21 protein-coding genes are annotated in these 26,732 nt (G+C 47.5%); 14 read left to right on the top strand and 7 right to left on the bottom strand.

Annotated elements, in window-relative coordinates:
- Positions 1–51: 51 nt before the first annotated feature.
- From mrcB to Q4Q54_RS13485, 5 genes are all read left to right on the top strand, one after another.
- Positions 52–2,376: a penicillin-binding protein 1B gene (mrcB, locus tag Q4Q54_RS13465; RefSeq protein WP_311898600.1), complete on the top strand. Its 2,325-nt coding sequence runs from the start codon at positions 52–54 to the stop codon at positions 2,374–2,376.
- A 152-nt stretch (positions 2,377–2,528) separates the two neighbouring features.
- The gene (locus Q4Q54_RS13470; protein WP_006084190.1) at positions 2,529–2,807 is read left to right on the top strand and encodes a peptidylprolyl isomerase; all 279 of its coding nucleotides are present in this window, start codon (positions 2,529–2,531) and stop codon (positions 2,805–2,807) included.
- A 90-nt stretch (positions 2,808–2,897) separates the two neighbouring features.
- The gene (locus Q4Q54_RS13475; RefSeq protein ID WP_106651668.1) at positions 2,898–3,293 is read left to right on the top strand and encodes a DUF2391 family protein; all 396 of its coding nucleotides are present in this window, start codon (positions 2,898–2,900) and stop codon (positions 3,291–3,293) included.
- A gap of 158 nt (positions 3,294–3,451) precedes the next feature.
- A complete protein-coding gene (locus tag Q4Q54_RS13480) occupies positions 3,452–3,682 on the top strand; it encodes a hypothetical protein (RefSeq protein ID WP_106651667.1) in 231 nt (76 codons plus the stop codon).
- 211 nt (positions 3,683–3,893) lie between these two features.
- A complete protein-coding gene (locus Q4Q54_RS13485; protein WP_311905659.1) occupies positions 3,894–4,595 on the top strand; it encodes a DUF3581 domain-containing protein in 702 nt (233 codons plus the stop codon).
- A gap of 91 nt (positions 4,596–4,686) precedes the next feature.
- Here Q4Q54_RS13485 and Q4Q54_RS13490 read toward each other — a convergent pair whose 3' ends face one another.
- From Q4Q54_RS13490 to dsrO, 4 genes are all read right to left on the bottom strand, one after another.
- A complete protein-coding gene (locus tag Q4Q54_RS13490; protein ID WP_311905660.1) occupies positions 4,687–5,985 on the bottom strand; it encodes a PAS domain-containing methyl-accepting chemotaxis protein in 1,299 nt (432 codons plus the stop codon).
- 477 nt (positions 5,986–6,462) lie between these two features.
- Positions 6,463–9,570, bottom strand: coding sequence for a tetrathionate reductase subunit A (locus Q4Q54_RS13495; RefSeq protein ID WP_311988692.1), 3,108 nt, complete (start codon positions 9,568–9,570; stop codon positions 6,463–6,465).
- A gap of 35 nt (positions 9,571–9,605) precedes the next feature.
- Positions 9,606–10,688, bottom strand: a complete 1,083-nt coding sequence (gene nrfD / locus Q4Q54_RS13500) for an NrfD/PsrC family molybdoenzyme membrane anchor subunit (RefSeq protein ID WP_311905662.1) — start codon at positions 10,686–10,688, stop codon at positions 9,606–9,608.
- Positions 10,678–11,460, bottom strand: a complete 783-nt coding sequence (gene dsrO / locus Q4Q54_RS13505; protein ID WP_311905663.1) for a sulfate reduction electron transfer complex DsrMKJOP subunit DsrO — start codon at positions 11,458–11,460, stop codon at positions 10,678–10,680. Before dsrO ends, nrfD begins: the two co-directional genes overlap by 11 nt.
- A 394-nt stretch (positions 11,461–11,854) precedes the next feature.
- Here dsrO and Q4Q54_RS13510 point away from each other — a divergent pair, with 394 nt between their 5' ends.
- From Q4Q54_RS13510 to Q4Q54_RS13540, 7 genes are all read left to right on the top strand, one after another.
- Positions 11,855–13,792, top strand: coding sequence for a PhnD/SsuA/transferrin family substrate-binding protein (locus tag Q4Q54_RS13510; RefSeq protein WP_311988693.1), 1,938 nt, complete (start codon positions 11,855–11,857; stop codon positions 13,790–13,792).
- Positions 13,792–14,412 carry a response regulator transcription factor gene (locus tag Q4Q54_RS13515; RefSeq protein WP_259585444.1) on the top strand — a complete coding sequence of 207 codons (621 nt, stop codon included), beginning with the start codon at positions 13,792–13,794 and terminating at the stop codon, positions 14,410–14,412. The genes Q4Q54_RS13510 and Q4Q54_RS13515 overlap by 1 nt, the downstream gene beginning before the upstream one ends.
- Positions 14,413–14,770: 358 nt before the next feature.
- Positions 14,771–18,445: an ATP-binding protein gene (locus Q4Q54_RS13520; RefSeq protein ID WP_311988694.1), complete on the top strand. Its 3,675-nt coding sequence runs from the start codon at positions 14,771–14,773 to the stop codon at positions 18,443–18,445.
- Between the two features lie 112 nt (positions 18,446–18,557).
- On the top strand, positions 18,558–19,211 hold the full coding sequence (locus Q4Q54_RS13525) for a hypothetical protein (protein ID WP_006080105.1): 654 nt from the start codon (positions 18,558–18,560) through the stop codon (positions 19,209–19,211).
- Positions 19,212–19,259: 48 nt separating this feature from the next.
- Positions 19,260–20,480, top strand: a complete 1,221-nt coding sequence (locus Q4Q54_RS13530; RefSeq protein WP_311988695.1) for a phosphoenolpyruvate carboxylase — start codon at positions 19,260–19,262, stop codon at positions 20,478–20,480.
- Positions 20,468–21,340 (top strand): hypothetical protein, encoded by an 873-nt coding sequence (locus Q4Q54_RS13535; RefSeq protein ID WP_311988696.1) that lies wholly within the window; start codon positions 20,468–20,470, stop codon positions 21,338–21,340. The genes Q4Q54_RS13530 and Q4Q54_RS13535 overlap by 13 nt, the downstream gene beginning before the upstream one ends.
- 401 nt (positions 21,341–21,741) lie before the next feature.
- On the top strand, positions 21,742–22,986 hold the full coding sequence (locus tag Q4Q54_RS13540; protein ID WP_259214815.1) for a dicarboxylate/amino acid:cation symporter: 1,245 nt from the start codon (positions 21,742–21,744) through the stop codon (positions 22,984–22,986).
- 94 nt (positions 22,987–23,080) lie between these two features.
- Here Q4Q54_RS13540 and Q4Q54_RS13545 read toward each other — a convergent pair whose 3' ends face one another.
- On the bottom strand, positions 23,081–23,551 hold the full coding sequence (locus Q4Q54_RS13545) for a hypothetical protein (RefSeq protein ID WP_311988697.1): 471 nt from the start codon (positions 23,549–23,551) through the stop codon (positions 23,081–23,083).
- A 430-nt stretch (positions 23,552–23,981) separates the two neighbouring features.
- On the bottom strand, positions 23,982–24,476 hold the full coding sequence (locus tag Q4Q54_RS13550) for a TIGR00645 family protein (protein ID WP_006080109.1): 495 nt from the start codon (positions 24,474–24,476) through the stop codon (positions 23,982–23,984).
- A 394-nt stretch (positions 24,477–24,870) separates the two neighbouring features.
- On the opposite strand from Q4Q54_RS13550, the gene Q4Q54_RS13555 reads away from it, so the two are divergent.
- Both Q4Q54_RS13555 and Q4Q54_RS13560 read left to right on the top strand, forming a co-directional pair.
- On the top strand, positions 24,871–25,026 hold the full coding sequence (locus Q4Q54_RS13555; protein WP_311988698.1) for a hypothetical protein: 156 nt from the start codon (positions 24,871–24,873) through the stop codon (positions 25,024–25,026).
- 11 nt (positions 25,027–25,037) lie between these two features.
- Positions 25,038–25,400, top strand: a complete 363-nt coding sequence (locus tag Q4Q54_RS13560) for a DUF7010 family protein (RefSeq protein WP_311988699.1) — start codon at positions 25,038–25,040, stop codon at positions 25,398–25,400.
- Between the two features lie 441 nt (positions 25,401–25,841).
- On the opposite strand, the gene Q4Q54_RS13565 is transcribed toward Q4Q54_RS13560, so the two are convergent.
- A partial coding sequence (locus Q4Q54_RS13565; RefSeq protein WP_311988700.1) for a hypothetical protein occupies positions 25,842–26,732 on the bottom strand: 891 nt, incomplete at its 5' end.

Consider the following 26,732-nt stretch of genomic DNA (forward strand, 5'->3'; position numbering starts at 1 on the left):
CACGCCTTGATTCGCACCACGCTTGTTATTGTGGCTGATGTCTTTAAATGCATGAATGATGAAGTAGATATGACGACTAAGACGACAAAAAAAACACCCGCTTCCCGTAGGGCCAACAATGGCCGCGGTTTATTTCGACGAATGTGGTCAATCACTTGGAAATTAGCCTTAGCTGGATTAGCTGTAGTGACGTTCTACAGCATTTATCTCGATCAAATTATTGCGCAAAAATTTGAAGGCCAAAAATGGCACTTGCCCGCGCAGGTGTTTAGCCGTTCTATGGCGCTGTATCCCGGCGCGGCGGTCAGTCATCCGCAAATGATGGCTGAGCTTAAGTTGCTCGGCTATCGCAAAGTCGCGAATCCACGCCAAGTGGGAGAATTTTCGGCATCAAGCACTCGTATCGAATTGTGGCGTCGACCGTTCTTACATCCAGAAGGCGATCAAGTCGAACAAAGAGTCATGATCAGCTTCGACAGCAATGGCGTCAGTTCAGTCTCCCGGGTGTCGGATAAGCGTCAACTTGCCGTATTCCATCTTGAGCCTGTGTTGCTCGATCGCATTATTACTGGCGACGGTGAAGATAGGCTGTTTGTGCCGACCGAAGAAATGCCTAAGTCGATTGTGCAGGCGTTATTGCTGGTGGAAGACCGTAGCTTTTACGAACATCATGGGGTGAATCCCTTCGCGATTGCGCGCGCCGCGTTTGTGAACATTAGCGCCGGTCGCACAGTGCAAGGTGGCTCGACGTTAACCCAGCAGTTAGCGAAAAACTTTTTTCTATCCAGTGAGCGTTCTTTACTGCGTAAGGTGCGCGAAGCCTTGATGGCAGTGATTATCGATTTTCGTTACAGCAAGGACGAAATCCTCGAAGCCTATCTTAACGAAGTGTATATGGGGCAGGATAAATCCCGCGCCGTTCATGGTATGGGTTTGGCATCGCGTTTCTATTTCGGCCGTCCAATCAGTGAGTTGACTATCGCCCAGCAGGCATTTTTAGTGGCTGCGATTAAGGGACCGTCTTACTACAATCCATGGCGATATCCGGATCGCATTCAAGAGCGTCGCGATCTGGTATTGCGTTTACTCATGGATGCAGGCGATTTAACCACGGCCGAGTACAAGGCGGCGGTAGAGTCACCTCTGGCGATCCGTAATCTTAATAAACCCGCACACCAGAAATTACCTTCCTTCTTCGCCCTGGTAAAACAGGAAGTGAACGAGCGTTATGGCGATGCGTTACTGAAGCAATCTGGGGTAAAAATCTATACCACGCTCGATCCTATGGCCCAAGAAGCCGCCGAAATTGCGGTGACTCAAACCCTTAAGAGCTTAGATAAGAGCAACAAGTCATTGCAGGTAGGCATGGTGGTGACCGACAAATACACGGGCGGTATCGCGGCAATGGTCGGCGATAAAACCCCTGGATTTGATGGCTTTAACCGTGCGGTTGAAATTCGTCGTCCGATTGGCTCGTTAATTAAGCCCTTTGTGTACGCCACGGCACTGGCACCCAATAGCCAATTTACCTTAGCGACTCCCCTTAAAGATCAGCCTATTACCTTAAAGAGTGAGCAAGGTAAGACATGGTCACCGCAAAACTTCGATAAGAAGTTCAGCGGCCAAGTGCCTTTGTTAACGGCGCTGAAAAAGTCGATGAACGTCCCGACAGTAAATCTTGGGATTGCGGTGGGCGTGGATGCGGTTGCGACAACCTTAGCTAAGTCGGGTTGGCAGGAGCCGTTAAACGAGTATCCTTCTATGTTACTCGGTGCCGTCAATGGTTCGCCATTAATGGTGGCGCAGGTGTACCAAACCTTAGCCGATAGTGGGGTTTATCGTAAATTAACCACAGTGACGGCTGTGTTAGATGCAGATAAAAATCCATTACCTGTAACACGATTACCTAAAGAGCAGGCTATTTCACCCGATACTGATTTTTTGATCCAGTACGCTATGCAGCAAGTGGTGAATACAGGCACAGCGACGCGCTTAGGCAATGCCTTCCCTGGCGTTGGACTGGCGGGTAAAACAGGCACAAGTAACGACAGCCGCGACTCTTGGTTTGCGGGCTTTGATGAGCGTAATGTTGCTGCTATTTGGGTGGGGCGTGATGATAACGGCAAAACCAGCTTGTATGGCAGCAGTGGCGCCATGGCCGTGTATCTTGCCTTCTTGAAAGAACGTCCACCTATTAGTCTGCGCTCTATCCCAGTGAATGGCGTCGTGAAGGGCTTTTTTGACCGAGATACCGGAGTGGCCAAAGAATCGGATTGCAGCAATGTTGATGCGCTTCCGGCATTAACCGCAACTTATCGTCCGGTGAATAATTGCGGCGAGCCTTTGCAATGGTGGCAGAAAATACTCGGCCAATAGGCTCGATAATCGACCTATCACTCACGCATTTGTGCGTTGAATATAAAATCTGAAGTAGTAGAACCTATGCGAATGGAAATGGCGTTATCGAGAGTACAGGCGTGACGCCATCTTCCCTTAGCCTAGGTCGTTAACCAAAAGTGAGAAATAACATGTTTAAAACCGCTGCCGCCGTGCATATTTTAGTGAAACACAAAGAGCAGGCTGAAGATATTGTTAAGCAGCTGAATAATGGCGCTAATTTTGCGGTACTCGCCAAGCGTTTTTCCTCTTGCCCTTCGGCCAAAAAAGGCGGCGATTTAGGCGAGTTTAAAAAAGGCCAAATGGTGCCACAGTTTGATAAAGTGGCTTTTTCGGGCGAGTTATTAGTGCCGCACATAGTTAAAACTAAGTTTGGCTGGCATGTGGTTAAAGTGCTGTATCGCACTTAACTCCGCAGGAATAAGCCCTAATGTAGCGCGTCTTAGCCGCACGTTATTTTCGGCTAATTAAATGGATTGGAATATTAAGGAGCGATGAGCATGACCTTTAGTTTTAATACCGAAGATGCGAGCCAAGTTTGCGTGGGAGCATTTGCGCTGGCGGTGCCCGTGGCGTTTTCAGAGGAAGCCTGGCACCTCGGCGAAACCTTGCCTGTGCTCAATATCGCCATGCTCTTTAGTTTATCTTTGTTATTTCTAGGGGTTTTTACTTACCACAGCGTGTTCCAACAGAATATTCGTGCCCGAGTCCCTGTGTTTATTTTCCGCATCATGGTGGCGTATTTGCTCACCGCGCTGGTGGTTTTCCTCGTCTTGCTGTGTCTCGATAAAGTGCCATTTTTTGAAGATCCACTAACCTCGATCAAACGGATCATCGTCATCACTATGCCTGCCTCCATGGGCGCTATTGTTGTGGATAGCTTCGATAAGGAATGATGCGCCTTAGCTAAACCTCATGACTTTTGTCACTGGTGGATAAGCGTTATTTTGCGCATACTCATTGCCATATTCTGACTTTGAGCTATATCTAGAGTCGAAATAAGCCTGATTTTTTAGCCTGATAACAATAGCGCCAATCGATAAAGGAAATGACTATGAATACCGGAGCCCTCGCTTTACTTATCCCGATCCTCGCCATTGTTGGCGGATATGTGGTGGCGATTATGAAAATTCGCGACAAGCAAGGGGTGTCCAGCCGAGCGCAAGAGGCTGAAAATCAAGCCATGCGGGCCGAGTTAGCCACACTGCGTCAACGCGTCGAAGTGCTAGAACAACTTGTTACTGACGATAGTTTTCAATTGAAGCGAGAATTTAAACAAGTCTAACTATTTGTTCCTTATCCAATGGAAGACGTTAGCCTGTTAACCTAAGTTAATACCATTGTAATGTGTTTGGCTTTACAAATGTGGTCATGGTGTTACTTTGTACGTCTTCCGTGGGATCAAGTCATCGGGTGAGTTAAATACCTAATTTAAGGTAGACTCGTGATAATTTTGTTATCCATCCCTGTATTGAGTTATTACAAATAGAGTTTATATGTTTCTAGCGCCTTATTTTTCCGAGCAAAATCAAGCTATTTCCGTATCCGCACAACAAGCCAGCGACTTCGCGAAGAAAATTGCGCAGGACTTTAATCCCATACACGATGTGGGCGCAAAACGCTTTTGTGTGCCGGGAGATTTACTGTTTGCCTTAGTATTGACTCAATATGGCCTGAGTCAGAGCATGAAATTTAGCTTTGCGGGTATGGTGGGCGATAGCGTCGAACTGCAATTCCCAGAACAAGTGAGCGAGAGTTTTTCGATTCGCGATAGTCGTGAAAAAACCTATCTTAATGTCAGCCGTCATGGCGATGTGAGTTGTTGCGATGCGCAGACCGAATCCTTTATTCGTCAATATGTTGCTTTCTCTGGGCATAACTTTATCGATATTCTGATCCCTTTGATGAAACAACATCAAGTGATGATCAACCCAGAACGGCCTTTAGTGATTTACGAAAGTATGTCGTTTGACTTAACCACCCTCGATTTTGTACAAGTGACCTTATCACTCATTGGCCAAGATTTAAAAATCGACGGTAAACGTGGCGATGTGACATTGCACTTTGAATTACACAGTGGCGACACTTTAGTTGGCACAGGTATAAAAACCTTAGTGATGAGCGGATTACGTGCTTACGATGAGGTTCTTGTACAGCAAATGCGCGCCACCTATGAAGGTCGTAAAACTGATTATTGATTGACGTAAAAGCAATAGGTTGGCGTTTTGTCTTTTAGATAAAGCGCCATGCAATCCTTGATAGCGCGACGAAATAGCTTACATATTACTGTTAATCAATCGACAGTTGAGAGACTGTTTTTGAAACGTTTTCTGCTCCGTTGCGTATTTCTCCCATCACCAAAGTTACCTCGGCTAATTGCTTTTTCCCCTCCTGAGCAATAGATTCAACTTCATTCATCATGTTAGTTGCGCTTGTCGTCAGTTGGCTATTCTTAGTGACGACGGTAGCTATTTCACTGGTTGACTTACTGGTTCTCGCCGCAAGTTGTCTTACTTCATCGGCGACAACCGCAAAGCCTCGGCCTTGTTCCCCCGCACGTGCGGCCTCAATTGCGGCATTTAATGCCAGTAAATTAGTTTGATCGGCAATCGAGCTAATGGTCGCGACTATGGCTTGAATACTTTGAGATTGTTCATTGAGTTTTGCCATAGACTCGGTGGTTTTATGGGTCTGTTCTGCGATAGCATTTGAGGTATTGACCGTAGCATCGAGTAACTTAACACCTTGTCTGGCTTGCGTAAGAGTTTGTAGTGAAGTTGTCAGTGCTATGTTAGCGGCCTCTTGGACTGCTTGGTTTTGTAAGATCCGTGCACTTACATCACTAGCAAATTTGATGACTTTTCTGACATGGCCATTTTCATCAAGGATGGGGTTATAAGCGGCTTCTAACCAAATGGAGTTGCCATAGGCATTCTTTCGCTCAAAGAGGCCGCTTTTAAACTGTCCTTGTTTTAGAGCATCCCAGAAATGAGGCTGTTGTTGATAGAAATTATCAAAACAGAAAATACTATGGTGCTTACCTACGACCTGTTCTTTACTGTAATTCATCACACTTAAGAAATTTGCATTCGCGTGAGTGATAACCCCTTCAGGGGTGAATTCAATAATCGCTTGTGAGCGATTCAACGCGTTAAAAATGGCTTCTTGGTCATCAAGTTGCAGCTTATCTTTAGTTATGTCTGCAGCGATTTTCATTATTTTGATCACTTTCCCATGCTTTTTTATTGGGAAATAAGTCGCTTTAAGCCATATCTCTTTGCCATCCTTACGAATACGACAGAAATTACCTTCTTGAAGGTTTCCAGATTTGAGATTAACCCAAAATTGGCGATATGTCGGAGCATTGGAATATTCTGGCTTACAGAACATTTTATGGCTTCGGCCAACAATTTCGACTAACGAATACCCAATGATATTTAAGAATAATTTATTAGCATTTAAGATTTCGCCTTCAGGTGAGAATTCTATGGTAGCTACACTATTATCAATAGAATCGACCAGAGACTCGGACTCTAGTAATTTAGCCTCGTTTGCTTCAAGGCTTCTCCGCAATGATGAATTAAACACTAGATGCACCTCAACTAAGTTGTTACTTGGTTCAAATCTTGGTGAAGACTTGATGGTATTGTGCCAATTGGGTTATCGGCGATGAAAACTCTGCAATAACTATAGCAGTGTTCTATTTTAGTTTTTGAAAAGTGAGATTTGCCGAGAAGAGATAAAGTGTAATCAATCGAGATCGTCAGTATCTAAAATATTATTCACTTAAGTGCTTAGAGTTGGGTTTTGGGGTATATGCATGATGAATCCAATACGTTCATTCGCTAATAATGGTTCATTTTAGATAAAAAAAGAGCTGCAGTTGGCTAATGCCATTCACTTAAGAAAACCTTATAAAATAAAGGGCTACAGAGATTAATCGAAATCGTCCTGTAGCCCTTCTGATATACGGCTAAGTACTCATTTACTGCTTACTTAACTCCACTATATTTTGGAATAAGGTGTGAGTATAAACTTGAGCGATTGCTCAACGGTATGTAGTCATTAGCTTAGTTTTTCAATCTTAGCTGGCAGCCCTTGTCTGGCCGAAGCGCCACTTGCCCAATCCACCAGCGGGTAGCGGCCGTGGCGACTCGGATCAAACAGATTCAAGTCGTTCATATTGATGCCGACTCGGATCCGCGGATTGGCGGCGATTTTAAGGTTGTCGATCACTACGTCCCGCGCGCCGAGTTCCTTATGACCATAACCGTGTTCGATAGCGATACAGTCAGGGTGCACTCCGGCAACACATTCCACTAAGGCGATTACACTGCCGTTGGGCGTGCTGATCTTGACCGTGTCACCAGTGCTTATCCCAAGGCGACTGGCGGTCTTCTCGTTCAGTCGTACTGGATTATTAGGGTGCACTTGGCGCAAACGATCCGAGCCAATACTCATAGAGCTCATGGTGTGGGATTTGTAACTACTGATCAGCAAAGGCCATTGTGATTTATTAAATGCCTTATCGAGCGGTGTGCCATTGGCTAAGGCGGGTTGATATAAGCGCGGACAACCACTCATAAATTCCCCTGTGAGACTGTTGCGACGACTGCCGACGTCGGGATTCCACAGCATCATAGGTTTAGGCCAGACTTTACTCGGATTCCCCGCGTCATCGCGTGCGCCGCGCATTTCTTCAAAACGGCCGCCGCGGGCAAATAAGTAACTCACTTTTTTGACTTCATCAGGCGTGAGTCTGGTATTGAGTTCACTTTGAATGCGGCTTACACCGCTAAGATACATGTCCTCGGCGTTGATATCGGCGACGGCTTTACCTAAATAGGCCACGTTGGCGGCGCCGTAAAGTGAGTAATCCGCTGCGCGCGTTAACGGGTGTAAGCTGCCATCGGCGGCCTTAACGGCATTTTCGCCAAAGCCGGGTAGTTGCAACTTCATCGCCACTTGGCTCAAGAAAGACTCCATGCACACCACATCACCACTGGCCATTTTCGCGACTCTTGGCTCGACAATCGGCCAACGACCTGTGGCAACTTTGGTTAGCGTGCCTTGCCATGCTGAGGTCCAGCCCCAAGACTCGTACGTTAAGGTGTCGGGCACTATGTAATCCGACAGCGCCGAGGTTTCGTTGATGAAGCTGTCGATGCTGATAAACAGTGGCAGCACCTTAGGATCTTTCAGTTGTTCACCAATGGCTTCCCCTAAACCCGCTTGACCATAAATTGGATTGCCCATGTGGTTAATCCATGCTTTGAGTCGATAGGGATAACCGTGCACCGCCGCGGTTAAATGTTCGCCAAGCAAGGGCGATGAAATCGGGAACCAAGGCTCCTTGGCGGGATAAGGCGATTCGCCCGCTTCGACTTTACGGCGATACTCTGAGGTTTTCTCGTAGGGGAATTTAGAGCGCGATAGGAATACGCCCTTAGGCTCGACCATGCCGTCAAAATCCTGCAGATTATACCTTGGGCCTTTACCAAAGGCGGGGAAGGAACCGCCGGAGGCTAATGCACCGCCCTTCAAATTGATGTTACCTATCATAGCGTTGAGCATCATGATCGCCCACGCGCTATAGAAACCATTGGCGCTCATTGTGCCGCCGTGGGAGATCACCGCAGCCTTAGTGCCATGGCTGGTAAATTTATCCGCAAGGGCAATAATCTGCGCTTCGCTGATATCGCACTCCTTGGCATAGTGTGCCATCTCGAAGCTGTGCGCCGCTTCACTTAACAGTTGGAAGCTGGATTTAACCGCAATCGCCCCCTTAGGTGTGTCGACGTTTTGGTCAACGTCGAGCTTGGCTTTCTGACTGTGGCTCGCCAAAACTATCTTGTCACTCGTTGCATCGACAACCAACTGCGAGTCCTGTTCGCCATAGGCTTTGCCGTCGAAAGGTAAGCCAAGATCGCTGGCAAAGAGATATTGGCCATATCTTGGATGGGTAGGCTCGCTGACGATCAAGAATCCTGCGTTACTGAAGCCACGGTAACCTGATGCTTTTGCGGCATCGACATTGGGCGCACTCAAAAAATCGGCGGCATAGCGCTGGTTATCAATAATCCAGCGCAACATGCCCATGGCGAGGGCCGAGTCGGTGGCGGGGCGGATCGGCAGCCAAGTATTGTTACCCGCGCAAGGTTGATTCGAGGTATTGGGTAGCATGGGCGACACCACCACATAACTGAAATTGGTGTTATTCACACGCGCGTTAGCCAATTGTCTTGCTTGGCGTTTAAAGGGATTGCCCGATTGCTGCGGCGACGTGCCGATAAAGAGTAAAAATTCACTATGGTCCCAATCGGGTTTTAAGTGGGCGTATTTTTTCAAATCATCCAATAAAGCGCCCGCTCCAGCACGGTAGGTAAATCCACAGTAAGCGCCGTGGTTGGCAAAGTTGCGCGTGCCAAAGCTGTTGAAGGTGAAGCGTTTGATAATGGCATCGCGGCCTTCATCTGATGCGTTTGAGACCAGTAACTGATTAGCTTTAGGGCCGTATTCTGGATTATTGGCGTCGAGCGGCGTGGCGATATTACGAATCGCTCTTAAGCCTTCGACTTGCCCCTCACCAAATAAATTACCACCTTCGACGACTTCATTCAGCAATTGCTCAAAGCTAATGCTCTGCCATTGGCCGCTGCCGCGCTTACCCACGCGTTTAAGACATTGGGTGACGCGGTGTGGGCTATCCAATTGTTCTAGCATGGCATTACCGCGGGCGCAGGCGGTGGAACGTCCTTGTAGACCCTGTTCTTGAAAGGCGCTAAGCCCAACAAAGGCGGTTTTGATCGGTGTATCGAAATCGATATGTTCCCGCGATGACAGCGGGTGATAAGGATTACCGCTGATACGGATGATTTTATCGGTTTTTTGATCGATACGAGCGCGCACGCCGCATTTGGTCCAGCAACCTAAGCACATAGTATTGGCGATGCGTTGATCGTCATTGCTGATTAACTGACCTGACTGTAAATTGACTTTGTATTCAGGTGCTAAGGAATTGCCATGCAGCGGATCTTGGGTTGGTTTTCCTGAAGTACCATTGACGACACCTTTACCTATTTGCGCTAATGTATGGCTATAACCCGCAGCAAATAATCCCACACCACCCGTTACAGCGGCCCCTTTGATAAAACGACGTTTACTCTTATCCATGATGGACTCCTTAATTCTGTAAACTAATTGGGTACTCAGCGAGCAAGTTTTGCTGCAGGCGTGTGGCGAATAAGTTCGGAGACCAGCGCCATTAATGCTAACCAGAGGCCGAAGGTACCAGCTATGCCTAATAGCCCTTCAGGTCCCCAAGGCAGTTGATAGAGATAAGTCCCCGCGCCGTATTTAGGATCGGTTTGCGCTTGAATTAGCACTATCCAGCGAAATCCCCACGCAAGGTGAATGGCCGTGAGGCTGACGATTAGCATTGCCATATTGGGTAAGTGACGAATGGCGAGCATCAGTGCCAGCACGGCGAGTGTGACCAGTACCCAAATTGCAGCAAGTTGCCAGCTTGGGCTGGTTTCAAGCAATAATGCGGCTTCGGGGGCCGAGCCCTTATCGAATAACGCCCAGCCGATAAGGCATAGGGCGAATAGACCAAAACTTGCTCTTACCCAGAGTAATAGGCTGTCTTGGGTGCGCTGTTGGTAGCCCTTTAATAGTCGATTCAATACCACCAAAGTGCCGCAGGCGGCGAGCAGGGCACTCATTGCCATCAAAGGTGGCAGCCAATAGGTATGCCATAGTGGCCGCGCCTTAATGGCCATGGTTTCCATGCCAGTGTAGAGGGCGATACTGCAGGCACTCAGGGCCGTGAACAGTGCGATCGGCTTGATGAATTTGTCACTGTTCCAATCACCGAATCTCAATAATTGGCCTATTTTATTCACCCAATCTGAGTCTTGATTCGTGGTGTGCTTAGGCAGATATTGACGCAGTAGCAGCCAAGCAAACACTGCGCTGGTGCCCGAGAATACGGGCAGTAAAAAGGCGCCATACCACATCCAAGAATCAGGGCGAACTTGCGCATAAAAATGCCAAGCCCGCAGCGGTTGGTGTAAATCGGCGAGTAAGGCGATAGGGGCGACTATGCCTGCGGTTAACATTAAACAGGCGCAGAGTTTCAGCAGTCTGTCATCGGGTTTCGCGTGACTAAACAAGTGTATTGTCGCGACCCACACACTGGCATAGGCCAGACCCATCATAAAAAAGTATTGCACCGCCCAAGGTAGCCAAGTAATGGCGATATCTGGGGTAAAGATTTCTTTAATGACCATGGTGGATCTCCTCGCCAGTATCGGTAAGTAAGGTTCTAACGGGGGCTTGGCCGCTAATCTTGTCCTCAAAAGCGCTGCTCATGCCGATGTAGAACACGCGCGGTGAAGTGTTGGCCGTGGGTTTGAGTACCTTTATATCGGTTTTATTGTTGGCGAGCAGTTGGCTTATCTGGCTGTGGGGATCGTTAAGATCGCCAATCACACGGGCTTCTCCCACGCAGGTTTCGACGCAGGCGGGCAGTAATCCCGCATCCAACCTGTGGGCGCAGAAGGTACATTTGTCGGCGGTATTAGTATCGTGGTTGATAAAGCGGGCATCGTAGGGACAGGCTTGCACGCAATAGCCACAGCCAACGCACCATTCATTATTGACGACTACTATGCCGTCCTTACGCTGGAAGGTCGCGCCCGTAGGACAAACGGGAATACAGGGCGGGTTTTCGCAGTGATTACAAAGTCTTGGCAGCATTAAAAACGCAGGCGGCGTGGTATCTTCCTGCTGCGAGACTTCATACTGCTGCACTGTGGTGCGAAATTGCCCTAGGGGCGGTTGATTCTCGATAGTGCAAGCGACGGTACAGGCTTGGCAGCCCACGCAGCGGCGTAGATCGATCACCATGCCGTAACGTTTAACCACTTGGCCTTCGCTGGCACTGTGCACTTGAGGGCTGCGCTTATCATCTTGTGCATACACTTGCACCACAGGGATCAGTGCGGCGCCAACACTGACGCTGGCCATTTTGCCGAGAAACTGACGTTTACTCTTGTCCATACAGATTTCCTTCACTCTTGCAGATGGCGAATAAACTGGCTCATAGACCTAGCGTTAAGGTTTATGGCGAGGTTTAGAGGCATTCTGTAAAAGGCGAGGCGGCATAACTATAGTGGTTTTCCACATATCAGGCGTGGGTTTGATCTAGCGCAACAAATATCCGTTAGAATAGCCTTCAAAATGATAGGGTTTTATTTTTTACGGCTTTTAAACTTAAGTTTGGCCTGCTTCCAATTTGAATTGGACCTACTTTTAACTGAATTTGAGCTTGAGTTGAATTTGAGTGATTGGGGATAAAGGATTGCACTTCACGTTATTTAGGATGATGAAAACAGTGTTTAGCTCAGCGATGTCGCTCAAGCGGCCGTTACCGATTCAAGGAACAGTGCCTAAGATGGCACCTCGAATGATTTTAAGGATGACACTAGCCGTGGCGTTAGCGTGCTTGCTCGCTTCGGCAAACGTGTTTGCCGCCGAGCCGCAGAATCAAAGCGCGCCTTCCGATGTAATGGACGCTGAGGTTGTCGCTCAAGTCGTTGCCGAAGAACCCGGTTATCAAGTGGTTGATGTGGGCGTGTTAGCCATCCGCGGTTATAAGGCGACGATTAACCGCTGGCAGCCGTTAATGGGTTGGCTCGAAACCCAAATTCCCAACAGTTACTTCAGGTTACATCCTCTCTCCCTCGATGAGTTAGCCAAGGGCGTTGAAACCCAAGGGCTCGATTTTGTGATCACCAACCCGGGGCAATCCGTGTTGCTGGCGCGGCAATATTCTCTCACTTGGTTGGCGACCCTACGCAGCCCGTTAAATAATGGCGCGGCGATGCAAGTGGGTTCGGCGCTGGTGGTGCGCGCCGATTCACCCTATCAGACTTTAACGGATCTCAAGGGACGTCGACTCGGTATAGTGTCGAAAAATGCCTTCGGCGGTTACTTGACCTTAGTGTACGAAGCGCAGCTAAAGGGCATAGATTTGCCTCGCTTTGTGGGTGAGATCATTCCGCTGGGATTCCCGCTAGATAATCTGTTGTATCAGTTAGATGATCAAAAAAGTGGTAATGATGCGGCGAAAGACAATCGACTGGATGCGGCTGTGGTGCCCGTGTGTCAGCTTGAGCAGATGCAGGCAGAAGGGCTGATTAATATCGGCCATTATCGGGTGCTCGATAACCAAACTCCGGTGGGATTTCATTGCCAAGTCTCGACTCGTCTCTATCCCAACTGGTCCATGGCGAAGACCAATCGCGCCTCGCAATCTCTAGCTAAAAGCGTGACCCAAGCGCTGCTGGCACTGCCCGAAGATCACCTCGCCGCTAAGACGGCCGATTCTGCGGGTTGGACCACGGCCGTGAGTCAGCTGGCGATCGATCAGTTACTTAAAGATCTCGACATGCATCCCTTACAAACACCTTGGTGGCAAAGGGCGTGGCAGTGGGTCAAGTTACATCAACAATGGGCTTGGTTTGTGTTAGGGATTTTGGTTTTACTCAATGTGTATCATTTCTGGTTGGAGTATCGTTTTAGCCGTCGCGGCCGGGAGTTAATTAACACTCAGCGCCAGCTCAATGAAAACCGCGCGCTACTGGAACATGCCCAGCGCATTGCGATTGCTGGCGAACTTGGCGCGAGTCTCTCCCACGAACTGAATCAACCTTTGGCGGCGATTGGCCATTATTGTCATGGCGCCGAAGTGCGATTACAGCGGGGTACTAGCCCTGAGGAACTGCAATCGGTATTGACGCTGATCCAGCAGGAAGTCACGCGAGCCGACAGCATTATCAGCCGCTTACGCAACCTGTTGAAGAAACGGCCTGTATCGAAACAACCTTTGTATTTGCATGAGCTGGTCAATGATACTGTGCCGCTGCTCGCCTATGAGTTTGAACAACATCAAATTAATCTTGCCGTAAACGTGAGCGGCGAGCCCTATTTACAGTCCCTCGATGAAGTCGGCATGCAGCAGTTGTTGCTTAACCTGCTGAAAAACGCCGCCGATGCCTGTGTTCAGCGGCTAGAGCTTGAATCCAGTGGCACCGAACAGATCATCACGCAAAAACCATACACGCCGACGATCGATATCGATCTTCGCTATCAAGAACGCACACTCTTGCTGACAGTCACGGATAATGGCACGGGTTTAACCGAAGCCGCCAGCCTGCTGATGCAAGCCTTTTATTCCACTAAATCAGAGGGATTAGGTTTAGGCTTAGTGATTTGCCGCGATATTGCCGAGAGCCATGGCGGGACGTTTAGCCTAGAAAGCCCTATGGGTGGCGGTTGCCAAGCGCAGGTGGCTATACCGCGTAAACCTGAACCTAATGGAGCACTTTAATGAGTCTTGAGTTACCTGTGTATTTAATCGATGACGATGACTCAGTGCGTCGTTCTTTGCGTTTTATGCTCGAAAGCTATGGCCTCAAGATCACCGACTTTGATAGCGCCGAAGCCTTTTTTACCGCCGTAGACTTAACCCTGCCGGGTTGTGCGCTGGTTGATGTGCGTATGCTGGGCTTGAGCGGCCCACAGTTGCATCTTGAATTAGTCGCCAAAAATAGTCCGTTAGCTGTGATTTATTTGACCGGCCATGGCGATGTGCCTATGGCAGTAGAAGCGCTCAAACTCGGTGCGGTGGATTTTTTCCAAAAGCCCGCCGATGGCGCTAAGTTAGCCGAAGCGGTACTCAAAGCGTTGGAACATACCAAGGCGCATCATCAAGACAATCAGTATCTTGAGACGTATCAAGCGCTCACACCAAGGGAGAGGGAAATACTCAACCTGATTGCCCAAGGGCTGAAGAACCAAGAGATCGCCGATAGCCTCTGTATTGCCATGCGCACGGTCGAGATCCACCGCGCCAATTTGATGAAAGGCATGCAAGTGGGATCGCTGGCGGAAATGATGCTGATTTATAGCCGGATCGCCGATCGCCTGCGCCTTGAAGATAACCGCTAAAATTTACCTTTTACTGCGCTAATTGCCGCTTTGTTAGCCGCCTATTTTGGCTAAGTTGTCGTATCATTGGCGGTTAGTATTGGCTTTGCTAGTAGCTTAGTTCTGGGCTTAAAGAAGAGCTTAGTTCTGGGCCCAATTCTGGGCGTAAAGATTGTGAGCCATGGCATTAGTGCTGCGCCGCTTAATTGCCAATACACCGCGATTGCCTTATTTTAGGGGCACTATTTTTAGGTCATGATTTTAAAATCACTTTTTACAGTGCTTTTTAAGGTCTGTGGCCCTCTTGGATTGTTTTGCTTTGTCCTGTAGAAGGCTTCTGCAGCTTAGATAAGACTCTCCCGTTTGCATAAGGAATGAAATGGCAAGCTTGATTCGTATTGTGCTGATTGATACGCACCTTCCGGGCGTTGTGGAACTCGCCCTCAATGGCCATACCAACATTTGTGGTACTAACGCCTCGGGTAAGACGACATTACAACGTCTAGTCCCTGTTTTTTATGGCGAATACCCAAGCCGCGTGGTGCCTTCGACCCGCGACAGTTTCGAGCGTTGGTACTTGCCACACGATTCAAGCTACATCATTTACGAATATCAAAAGGCCGATGGGTTACTGTACCAAGCCGTACTGGCTTCGGCGGGTGATGGCAAGGGCGTTAACTATCGCTTTATCGCCAAAGGTTTTGAGCTAAGCGATTATATTAAATCGCAAAATGGCGACACTATTCTGTGCCACACCATGGCGGAATTAGGCCGTGATTTAAAACGTGCTGGTATCGCCACCACTAACTTGCTTAACACCCGCGAATATCGCGCCATTATTCAAAACGATCGCACCCTATTAAGCACGGGCAGCAACCGCAGCGAACTACGCGGCTATGCACGCCAATTTGCCCTGTGTGAGGGCGAGCATTCCCTGCGCCACATCGAAAAACTCGCCAAAGCGGTGCACTCCAAAGAAGGCAAAATGGAGACGGTCAAATCCATGATCGCCGCCATTTTAGAGGAAGACGGAGTTAATCCGCCCAGCTCACGCTTAAATCCACAGCGCGTTGAGGTGTGGATCCGTGAAAGCCAACTTATCCAAGGGTTTGAAGTCATTCGCCCTGAGTTTGAAAAACTAGAGCAAGAATTTAACCAACTGCTCAGCGCCGAACTGCGCTTATCGAGTTTGTCCCGCGGTTATCGCAACGATGAAACCTTAGAAGCCGATCGCCAAGATATTCAGCAAACCTTATCTAAAGAGCTGAATTTAAAACTCAGATTGCTCGACGATGAATGGAAAGAGCAGCGCGATGAGCTCAACCTCGATTTATCGGCCGCCAAAGGCGATGTGGCAAAGTGCGAGTACGAACTCGATGCCATTGAAGATCAGCACAGCGCCTTTTTAGATGCCAACATAGAGCAAGCTAAGGCCGATCTTGAGATGCTGCCAAACTGGCGCACCGATGTTGAAAACCTAAGTGAACGCCATAAGCTGCAAACCGAGAAGCACCAAGATATCGAGGCGGCCTACAATGCCCGTCGCAGTAAGATTGGCGAGCAGTTAAACCGCGAGCTAGAAGGTTTGCATGTCGACCAAGATAAGCAGCGCGAAGCCCGCGATAAGCAACGCGAAGTCGCGCGCACCGATATCGACGCTTTAGAGTTGCAATGGCGCAACCAAATGGATGCGGGCAAGGCCAGCTTTAGCGAGCAGGAATACCAATTTAAACTCACTGCCGCCGAACTTAAATTACGTGTCGATGGTGTGACTTACACCGAAGAAGAAAAGTTAAGCCTAGCGATTTTCGACGAACGTATTCACCGTGCCGACGAAGAACAAGAAAGCTGTAATGCTAAGGTCGAGCGCTTAAGTAGCGATGAACGCAAGCTCAGAGCCAAACGTGACCAAGCCAACGAAGCCTTGCGTATCGCCACCTTAAGGGTGAATGAGCGTCAAACTGCGCTGGATGAACTGCACCACATGTTGTTTCCGCAATCCCACACCCTATTGGAGTTTCTGCGTAAGGAAGCTCAAGGTTGGGAGCAAAGTTTAGGTAAAGTGATCGCGCCTGAACTACTGCATCGCACTGATTTACATCCCAGTTTAGTTAGCGAGTCGAGCGAAGCTTTCTTTGGCGTACATTTAGATCTTAAAGCGATCGATGTGCCTGAATATGCCGCCTCCGAGCAAGAGCTGCGGATTCGGTTAAGCAAAGCCGAAGAAGCCCACACTAGCGCCCAAGAAATGCAGGCCGAGGCCGAATCTCAGTTAGTGGCGATTAATGGCGAGCTGGATAATCTCAGCCGTGAACTTACTTTTGCCCGCACAGCGTATAAAAATAGCCGTGACGATCTGCGTCGCCTATTCGATGAAAAGCGCAGTGAGCAAGATAAAATCAACAAAGCATTGAGCGATCGCAAAGCCCATGCGGGACAAAGACTGACCCAGCTGGATGGCGAGCTGAAACAGCTTAAACATCAGCACGAACTCTGGCTCGAAGAGCAAAAAGAGCAAGCGCTCGAAGCGCGCATGGAAAAACAAGCCTATTGGCAGGAAGTGATCGGCGCGCTCGACAATCAACTCGGCCAAATTAAAGCGACCATTGAAGGCCGCCGCGAAAGCGCCAAAATCGAGCTGAAAGCCTGCGAGACCTGGTACAAAAACGAGCTTAAATCCCGCGGTGTGGATGAGGAGAATATCCTCAAACTCAAGCAACAAATTCGCGAGTTAGAAACCAAAATTAGCCGCGCCGAGCAGCGTCGTAGCGACGTACTGCGCTTTGACGATTGGTATCAGCACACTTGGCTGATGCGCAAACCTAAACTGCAAACTCAGCTTGCAGATGTGAAGCGCGCGGTATCGGAAATCGATCAACAGCTTAAGGCGAAAACTCAGGATGTGAAGACTCGCCGTCAACAACTCGAAACCGAGCGTAAAGCGTCCGATGCGGCGCAGGTTGAAGCCTCCGAAAACTTAACGAAGTTACGCGCCGTAATGCGTAAACTCGCCGAGCTTAAGTTGCCGATCAATAACGAAGAAGCCCAAGGCAGCCTAGGCGAGCGTCTGCGCCAAGGTGAAGATTTGCTGCTGAAACGCGATTACTTGATGGGTTCGGTGAAGCAATATGTAGAGCATTTCGACTCAGTGATCGCCAGCAAGTCAGGTTCGGGCCTTGCCGAAACCTGGGAGCGTGCCCGTGAAGAATCGAGCTTTATCAACGACAAAGGCATTCGTCTGCTGGATTACCGCAAGTTAGTGCCACAGCTTGAGCAATTGCTGAACGTGATAGTGCCGCAGTCGATTACTGCGCTGCGTGAGCAAGGACGAATTTTCGGCGTCGACTTAACTGCCTTCTATGATGTATTAGCCGATATCGACCGTCGCATCGCGTCCCAAAGTGCGCGTATTACCCGCGAAGTGGGCGAAGAGTTATTCCTCGAAGGCGTGTCTGAATCGGCGGTACGTATTCGCTCGCGCATCAGCGAGTTAGAGTTCTGGCCTGAGCTTGAACAGTTCGTCAAAGCCTTTAAACATTGGAAAGCCGATGGTTTTAATGGCTTGCCCGATGAGGATTACACCAACAGCATGCGCCGCGCCTTGGACATTATCGGCCGCGCCGCGTTAACGGGGGGCATCTCTAAGTTGCTGGAAATCGAGCTGCGCCTTAAAGAAGGTAACAGCGACTTAATTATCCGCACCGACAGACAGCTTAACGAATCCTCAAGCCACGGTATGGCGTATCTGATTTTGTGTAAGTTCCTGCTAGCATTCACGCGTTTGTTGCGTGGCCGCGCCGATGTGACCATTCACTGGCCAATTGATGAGCTGGGCACTTTGCACCATACCAACGTGAAGAAGATTTTCGACGCTTGCGAAAACAACAATATTTGTGTGCTGGGCGCCTTCCCGAACCCAGAGTCTGAGGTGCTGAACTTGTTCGCCAATCGTTACATTATCAACAAACAAACCAAGAAGTTGCAGGTGGTAAAACCAAAGGTGAACCCAATTGCAGACATGTTGAATAAGCGTTTGTCGAAGGAGGCCATCTAATCATGCTTGAATTAAAACAAACCAAGATGTTGCAGCTGGTAAAACCTAAGGCTAACGTGAAAAGCGCAATTGCCGACATGTTGAATAAGCGTTTGTCGAAGGAGGCCATCTAATGAGCGATGCAACTCAAACCGTATTAGTCGGTACTGGCGCTTTGATTGAGCTGTTACTCAAGGGCGAGTTTATTTGCCGCACCACCAATGAAGAAGGCTGGCGCGCCCTTAAAAATAGTAGCACCCGCGAGCGGGTCGAAGCCTATCTCAATCAAATCAACCGTACCGTGGCGTCCGCCGCCGAAGGTGATGTGTTCTTCTGCGGTTATTTGCAGCTCGGCGATAGCGAGCGCAAAGTGATTTCATCGCAGTTTAAAGATATCTGTCAGGCATTGATCCCGCTGGTGGAATGGCTGGTATTAGTGCAAGAGGCCAGTGGTCAAGATGCGCCGCTGAGCGAAGGTGCGCCCGTGCGTTTAACTGAGCTGCAAAGCCGCATCGAAGACACGCCGGCGTTTCGTGAGCAGTTAGCCAAACTCAGCCAATATCGTCTATTTGGCTCGACCAGTACCAACAGCGATGCGCAAATCAAGTTAGTCTTCAAACGCTTAGTCGAACTCGGCTATTTAGTGCGCCCCAATGCGGAGAAGCAAATCTATATCGCCACGGGCAAGCTGGATTATCTGTATGAAGTCATTCGGTTTATTGACGAAACCGAAGGCCTAAGCCTAGAAGCGCAGGCGGAAACGGCGACTCAGCGGGACTTAATCTAATGTTGGCACGATTAAACCTAGGTAAAAGCTGCGACCAAGGAGGCCGTGATGAGCAGTAACTTACATCAGGCGGGGGTTAAGCTGCTCAAGCAGTTAGGTCGCCATGCTGACATCATTATGGACGCCTATTTGGCGGGTTCTCTTAACGAGGATGCCCACGATCCAAGCGTGGTTGAAAAGCTTAAACAGGCCGGCATTTTGTGGCGGCCAGAGCCAGATCAGGAGCTGCGGCTTAAGCGTTCTGTTCGTGCCTTGCTCGAAGAAGGTTTAAGTGACGAGCGTAATCGCCAAATCGACTCTAACGTCGGCTCGGCTCTCGCGACCATTAAAACCTTGGCCGACCATTACAAAGAAGCCCGTCACAGCTCAGATTACAGCGCCGCCGAGGCCTATTTGTCGGATTTGAGCGAGCATGTTTATAGCTTTGCCGATAGTCTGCGTTATTCGATTCGTGTGCTCTGGGGCCGGATCAATAACGAGTTCGGTTATGTCGGTACGATCAACGCAAAGATCCGTGAAAATGAATTAGCTCAAAGCCAAGTCTCTGAATTGCTTAATGGCTTAGAGATGTTCCAGTTTAGTGAGCTTGGCGAAATCGCCGGCGATATCCGAGAGCTGCGCAAACTCTTAGTGACGACTTTGCAAGAAACCATGAGCGACTGCGCCCAGGAACTGAGCGTAGTGCAGGGGCGTTTACTCGAACTCTTAGGTCGCTTTAGGCAAATCCGTGGCCGTACCCGTTTGCTTAAGGGCTGGTTACTCTACACTGACTTGCATCCGGATTATCGGCCTGCGGACCATGTGTCCCACAAGGAAATTCCAAGCCTATTCAATCGCGCCGAAATCTTGCTCGCGCCTGCTGCAGTAGACGTGCACAACGCCAGCCAAGAACTGGAGTTGATGGGCATAGTCGCGCACATTAAAGCCATTAGTCGTCATCCCGTGATTGAAGCGGTGCGTGAGCGAGATGCGTCCGTGTCACTCATCCAAAGTGAAGACTTCGATGTGCCGGATAATCCGCTTAAACAGGCGGTGGATACCTATTTTGTCGATGTAATTGAGTCTGGCCTGCGCCAATCTGCGCTGGAATATTTGGTGGATAAGGCATTGCCTTGGGAAGCCGAGAGCTGGATTTATCAAGTGATTGGCGGCTATGAAGGCCTACCCGATGAACACAAAGTTTACTTTGAGCTTGAGCCTTTGGGTGAGCCGCATCCCATTTATAGCGGTAACTTTATCATTCGCGATGTTGAGTTATGGCTAGCCTAGGCCAGCAACAACTGCAGCTGTTGGAGAAGGCTTTTATTAAGCGTTCTCCCAAGGTTAAGCTCACGGCTAACTGGCGCGCGATTTACCGCGAGTTAGAAGTGGGTGAGTTAGACGAGTCTGAAAAGCATTTGTGCTTCGCGCCCAAAGACTTTGATCTGTTAAGGCAAGGCGTATTGGCGCTAATGGGACTTGATCTCAGGGATCTGGATTTCAATGTCGATCGCATGGCGATGTCCGCCAAAAGTCATAATGAGAAGCTCGCTAAGATCCGCCCCGAAGCCGAGTATGTGTTACTCAAGTTTCTGGGCTTTCAATCGCCACCTGTTGCAATCTCCGCTTTATCCTCGCTGCGTATTCCTTTGGATGAAGCACAAAAGCACTGTCGTGAATTTGATGTCGCAGCCATCTTAGTGGTTGAAAACTTGGATGTGTTTGATGTTATCCATCAAGCGCGTTTACCTGAGGATCTAACGAACCTCATGGTTATTTACCGTGGCAGCGGTCATCATTCACCGATTGGTGTGCGGCATTTTTTGCAAGCTATGGCAGGCGAGCTACCGATTATCGCCTTTACCGACTTAGATCCCGCTGGGCTACAAATCGCCCATACCTTAATGGGGGTGACCCATTGCCTTGTGCCGCAACTTGCGCTGACGGCTGCTGCCGAGTTGTTGGGCATTGGGCAAATTAATTCAACCTATGATTTCGACAAGCAAGCGAAACAGACCAAATATCTTCAGCATGCCGATTTAAAGCGTTGGCAAGAATTAGCTTTTTGGTTAACTCAACACAGTATTAGCATCAAACAGCAACACCTGCTAGCTCACGGGCTTGAACTAGTGTTAGTGCCATATATTTAGCCATCACGCATTCCATCTCTCTGCGTTAGTGCAATTATCTAGTTTTAAATTCTTTTATAAGTTGAATTTTAGTCATTAAGACTGAGGTTGATTTTCTAATTGTTTTTAATATGTTTACATTGTGATTTATTGGTTTTCATTCTGTTTAAATGTGCAGTTTTAAATAAGTCTTTAGTCTGCTCATTGATTGAACATAATTATTATTTGTCATTTAAAATCAATTTATTACTAATTTTCCGTGATGCGGTTAGCTTAATTTAAGATGAAAAAGTGAAATTTATTCATTGAATTAACGGCTAGCATGTTTCACTATCCCTGCCTAAGCCAAAAATGGATTGGCAATTGTGCTCATCATGGAAGATGAATAACAAAAAAACTACATTTCTGGGGAAACCACAAGCATGATGAAATCACTTTCGACGCGGATCTTTATAGGTCTGTTTGCGGGTCTTATTTTCGGCACAATAGTGCAGTACTTCTTAAACGATATCGGCTTCTTCTCGGACAATTTGGTCGAGCTTGCCGGCGGCGTTGGCACTATGTTCGTCAATATGATCATGATGCTAGTCGTGCCATTAGTGTTTGTGAGTATTGTTTGTGGTGTCTGTGAGCTGCAAGATCTCAAAAGTTTTGGCCGTTTAGGCGGTAAGACCTTTGGTTTTTATATCATCAATACCTTTGTCGCGATCGCGACGGCATTATTAGTCGTGCTGTTACTCGACCCTGGTAAAGGCGTCGATATGAGCAGCACTGACGGCCTGGCCATTACTGCAACTGAGCTGCCAAGTTTGATGGCACTGGTGATCGACATAGTCCCACGTAACCCTGTGGCGGCGTTTATGTCGGGCAATATGCTGCAAGTGATCTTTATGGCTTTAATGCTTGGCGGCGTGATTAAGTCACTCGGTGAGCATGTCGCTGGCGCTGTGCAAGGTTTTCAAACCGCGAATAAAATCATGATGAAGCTGATTTCTGTGGTCATGAGCCTAGCGCCCTACGGTGTGTTTGCCTTGATGTTCAAGCTCGGCGCGACTTTAGATGCTGGCGTGTTTATGAGCGTAGTTGAGTACATGGTGCTGATCCTCGCGCTGCTACTGCTGTGGATTTTTGTGGTTTACCCAATGGCTGTGGGCATATTTACCCCAATTTCGGCAAAAACCTTCCGCGAGAAGACCCAAGAGCAAGTGCTGTTTTCACTGTCGACCGCAAGCTCGAATGCGACGATTCCTGTGACTATGCGTACCTTAACCGAAAAGTTAGGTGTGAATCGCGCGGTAGCAGGCTTTGGTGTGCCGCTCGGCGCGACCATGAACATGGGCGGCGTGGCGATTTACATCACTATCGCGATTTTCTTTGTCGCTAACGCCTTTGGCATGCCTATCACCTCTGATCAATTGCCTTCGCTGTTATTTAGCATCTTCCTGCTTTCTGTCGGTGCCGGCGGTGTGCCCGGCGGCGGCATGGTAATGATAGGCGTGTTAATCCATCAAATGGGTTTACCGATTGAAGCTTTCGCCATCGTTGCGGCATTAGATCGCATTATCGATATGGTGCTGACCTCTTGTAACGTGGTAGGTGATGCTGCGGTATTGACCATAGTGGACCAAACCGAGAAAGTGCATCAGGTTGAACTAGCGAAGAGCTAATCTGGACGTTATGTCAGATGCTATAAATGCAAAAAGCCACTGTCATCAGTGGCTTTTTTGTTCATATTGTTCTATTAAATGCTGGCTGAGGAGCCTACTGGACACAATCTTGTTTGAGCTTAGCCACAGCATCGGCAAAGCCTACGGCGACTAAGTCTGAACTAGTGTATTTACTAGAGCGGAAAGATACCGCTTCAAGGTGTAATTTTTGAGATTGGAGCTCACCTAAACTTCCCCATAGATCTGGGTTGGCTGCGATCCCGCTGCTGAAATTCATCAGTGAGCCAGTACCATGTAATTTCAACTTGGTTTGTTCGCCACTGGTAATGATGAGCACGCTAGGATCACCATAAAATGCAAAGGATTCCGACATAGTAACATTGATGCTAGGTTGCAGATCTCCAACGGAACAGGCCAAGGTTAATTTGAGATTTTTATCGATAAAATCGATGCTATGACTCTTCAGTGGTATTCCTTCTGCGTTTAGAGTTGAGGCCAAATCTTCCTTGGCATGGGCGTAGCCAATATGGCTGACGAGCATGAGAGCCAGTAACTGTGTTTTCACTTTACTACCTTGCGCTTACAGTGATGTTTACTTACGAATGGATGCGTTAGAGACGAGTTTGTCAAAAGGGTGGCGATTATAGAGTTTTTTGACACTTTTGGGTAAGTATTTTAATAGATTTAAACCGTATGACTGATATCTAAATAATTAACGCAACAAGTTGGAAAAATAGATATTACAAATAGCCGTATTAAGATTTAAATGAGTGCAGATTAATGAGTCAACAAGGTGAAATTAAGTTGATGTGTGTGGAATAACTAGTGTTAGTGGATTGCTTTAATTTTTTGGGTTTTGTCATTAAAAATGCCACTCAAAAGAGTGGCATTTTAATTTAGCAGAAGCGAATAAACTTTATATTTGCCTAGGTTTTACTTTTAAACTTTCCACAGTGTTAAAACCGTTAACGCTTAACTTATTCAGCGTGAAGCGACTACTTACCAGCGCGGGTCATTTTATCTAAATAGCCCATGGCAAAGGCTGACAACACGAAGGTGATGTGGATTAACAGATACCACATGATTTTGTCGTTATCGATATTCTTCACATCCATAAAGATTTTTAGCAGGTGTATAGATGAAATCGCCACAATAGAAGCGGCGACTTTGTTTTTTAATGATCCAGAATCTAACTTACCGAGCCAACTGAGCTTCTCACTGTCTTCGCCCACATCTAATTGTGAAACGAAGTTTTCATAGCCAGAAAACATCACCATCACAATCAGGCCGCCGACTAGAGTGATATCAATTAAGGACAGGGTGACCAGCACCAGATCCACTTCGGTCATCTCAAAAATAATCGGCAGAATATGGAAGATCTCTTGGAAGAATTTAATGCCTAAACCGATTAGGACTAGGCTTAATCCCAAGTAAATCGGCGCCATAATCCAGCGAGATGCATACATTAGCCTTTCAAATATTTTTTCCATATTCCATTTAACCCTTAATCTAAAAATGCGGTAAAAATCGAGTTACCAACGACTAAAACAGTAACATAGCGCATTTTAGGCGCGCGATAACCCTAGGGCAAAGCGTGAGATATATGCTGTTATTGCGCTTTCTGTAGACATTGTCGTCATCTAAACCCGATTCAGGGTTTAGCAGCGCGGCAGCGTCTAACTTACTCATGTCTTCGATATGTTTGATTGTCGCTTTTTTCAAGCAGATACCAAAGTAAATTCAGCAACAGAGGATCACGTTTTTACACTTTTTAGGACTTTGTTGAAAGAGGTGACATTTGTCATCTTCTATTGCTGACAACTCACACTGCCGTGTTGGATGTTAGCGTAGATACTTAAGCCATCTAAACAAGGAGGCTTAATCATGCAACACATATCATTGGATCAACAGTTAATCGAATACCGTCAACAACGTGCTTTGGCTATGCCCTTATCTGGCATGATAGTGTGGATCTTGCTGTTTGCACTAAGTTTTGTATTACCTCCTTCACAGTTGGTGATGGCGGTATTTATCGGCTAACCGGTGAGAACATGTCGTTCAAGAAAAAGCATGAGCGTAATTGGTTTGATAACGTATTTTTGGCCGCAGTGGGCATGAGTATCCTGACCTTTGCAATCAGCATTCCATTCTTTATGGAAAATTATCTGGCATTGCCTTTCGCCCTTGCGGTGCAAACAGGTTTAATGTGGTTAGTCCACGGTGTTTTAGCGGCGCAAAAGGTGGCGATTGTGCATGCAATTGTGCGCACTGTGGCTTGCGTGGCAGCCTTTATGTTGTGGCCTGAGTTGAGTTTTCAGCTTCAACCTTTAATTGTGGTGGTATGTTATGGTTTTTCGATTCCACTAATGGAACGTCGTTGGAAGATTCAGCAAAATCTTTGTGTTGCGAGTTAGTGGTTTTTACTGTGAGTAATTGCGGCCTTCGGCCGAGGTCGGTTAAAGTCGTGGGGCTTCACCCCACACCCGATAATAATGCTGGTTTGTTTGGCGTTTGAATTGGCAAGGTTATCGCTGTGAGTATGTGAATTATTGCGGCCTTACGGCCGAGATAGGTCAAAGTCGTGGGGCTTCACCCCACACCCGACCAAGAGGGGATCAACAGTAATTCCCTCTTGGATCTCCCTTGCCGCCCCTAGCGAAGTTACATGCATTGGTCACTAGCCTTGGTCTTATGGATAAATTGCTATCGCTTCCGAAGGCAACGTCCCTATACCTACGAAAGCTAGCCGGTCATCCCTGACCGGACTCACGCAATTTATTCCAACGCCCTTCAGCAACTTCGCAGGGGAAGGTGAACTTCTGTGATATCGGTGTTGGCTCTAAATCCCAAAAGAGTTATGCCTGCCCAGATTCTATTTTCTTAATGGCCCAATAAGTTTCCCAATGTATTTTAGCTTGCCATAGCTCATAGGCCAAAAATGTCATAATAGTAGCGAACATCATTAATAAACCTTTTAATAGGTCTGTTTTGAAGCTATTAAATTCGAGATGTTGTGATGCTACAAATAAAGTGATGTTATTATTCTCTAGCATATCGCTGCTAACTATCCGTTTTAAAGCATTTAAATAACCGCTGTTTTCAAAGGCGAAACTACTTTTTTTGAAGTATTTGATATCACTATTTGATGTGTTTTTACACTTATTAACACTATCACTGATTAGCTTGTCTATTTTTTCACTTGGGTATTTTTCTGTTTTTTCAACCGAAAATGGGTAGTTGAAACCTGCCCAAAAATTGCCACTGCTATCAAGGCTAATAACGCAGAAGACATCTATCGCCTTGCTGTATCTTTGTGATGGACTTAATTGGATGTGTACTGATTTTTGCCCTGATAAATCAGCCGTTTTGACAGTGAAATATACAGGCATTCCTTTTTCTTTCCATTCGGTTGGACTATCTAGTTCTGATAACCTTGATAAACCAAATGAACTTAATAAAAAAGCAGATATTAATAAAAGTAACTGCAGTGAGAAAAGTGATAACCACATTGAATCTTTATATCTTGGCTTTTTAAATTCAATAAATGAAAATGGCTTTTTTATTAATCGAGTTGAGAGGTATGACACAAATCCAGAAATGCAGAATAGGCTTATAATCCCATTCCATTCAATGCTAGTTAGATAGGTTTGATAAAAGTGATTGTGACCAATTAACTCGGATAGATACTTTGTAAAGAATATAGATGATAAGAAAAATAATAGCGTAATACCGCTCATATGCAGTAG

The sequence above is a fragment of the Shewanella sp. SP2S2-4 genome (assembly GCF_031932025.1).
GTDB classification, from domain to species: Bacteria; Pseudomonadota; Gammaproteobacteria; order Enterobacterales; family Shewanellaceae; genus Shewanella; species Shewanella baltica.

Bases quoted from the DNA above. Each gene is read 5' to 3' on its own strand.
- Q4Q54_RS13525 (WP_006080105.1), top strand. From the start codon at position 18,558: ATGAGCGATGCAACTCAAACCGTATTAGTCGGTACTGGCGCTTTGATT.
- Q4Q54_RS13555 (WP_311988698.1), top strand. From the start codon at position 24,871: ATGCAACACATATCATTGGATCAACAGTTAATCGAATACCGTCAACAA.
- Q4Q54_RS13480 (WP_106651667.1), top strand. From the start codon at position 3,452: ATGAATACCGGAGCCCTCGCTTTACTTATCCCGATCCTCGCCATTGTT.
- mrcB (WP_311898600.1), top strand. From the start codon at position 52: ATGAATGATGAAGTAGATATGACGACTAAGACGACAAAAAAAACACCC.
- Q4Q54_RS13485 (WP_311905659.1), top strand. From the start codon at position 3,894: ATGTTTCTAGCGCCTTATTTTTCCGAGCAAAATCAAGCTATTTCCGTA.
- Q4Q54_RS13550 (WP_006080109.1), bottom strand. From the start codon at position 24,476: ATGGAAAAAATATTTGAAAGGCTAATGTATGCATCTCGCTGGATTATG.
- dsrO (WP_311905663.1), bottom strand. From the start codon at position 11,460: ATGGACAAGAGTAAACGTCAGTTTCTCGGCAAAATGGCCAGCGTCAGT.
- Q4Q54_RS13540 (WP_259214815.1), top strand. From the start codon at position 21,742: ATGATGAAATCACTTTCGACGCGGATCTTTATAGGTCTGTTTGCGGGT.
- Q4Q54_RS13560 (WP_311988699.1), top strand. From the start codon at position 25,038: ATGTCGTTCAAGAAAAAGCATGAGCGTAATTGGTTTGATAACGTATTT.
- Q4Q54_RS13520 (WP_311988694.1), top strand. From the start codon at position 14,771: ATGGCAAGCTTGATTCGTATTGTGCTGATTGATACGCACCTTCCGGGC.
- Q4Q54_RS13530 (WP_311988695.1), top strand. From the start codon at position 19,260: ATGAGCAGTAACTTACATCAGGCGGGGGTTAAGCTGCTCAAGCAGTTA.
- Q4Q54_RS13535 (WP_311988696.1), top strand. From the start codon at position 20,468: ATGGCTAGCCTAGGCCAGCAACAACTGCAGCTGTTGGAGAAGGCTTTT.
- Q4Q54_RS13515 (WP_259585444.1), top strand. From the start codon at position 13,792: ATGAGTCTTGAGTTACCTGTGTATTTAATCGATGACGATGACTCAGTG.
- Q4Q54_RS13470 (WP_006084190.1), top strand. From the start codon at position 2,529: ATGTTTAAAACCGCTGCCGCCGTGCATATTTTAGTGAAACACAAAGAG.
- nrfD (WP_311905662.1), bottom strand. From the start codon at position 10,688: ATGGTCATTAAAGAAATCTTTACCCCAGATATCGCCATTACTTGGCTA.
- Q4Q54_RS13510 (WP_311988693.1), top strand. From the start codon at position 11,855: ATGGCACCTCGAATGATTTTAAGGATGACACTAGCCGTGGCGTTAGCG.
- Q4Q54_RS13495 (WP_311988692.1), bottom strand. From the start codon at position 9,570: ATGGATAAGAGTAAACGTCGTTTTATCAAAGGGGCCGCTGTAACGGGT.
- Q4Q54_RS13475 (WP_106651668.1), top strand. From the start codon at position 2,898: ATGACCTTTAGTTTTAATACCGAAGATGCGAGCCAAGTTTGCGTGGGA.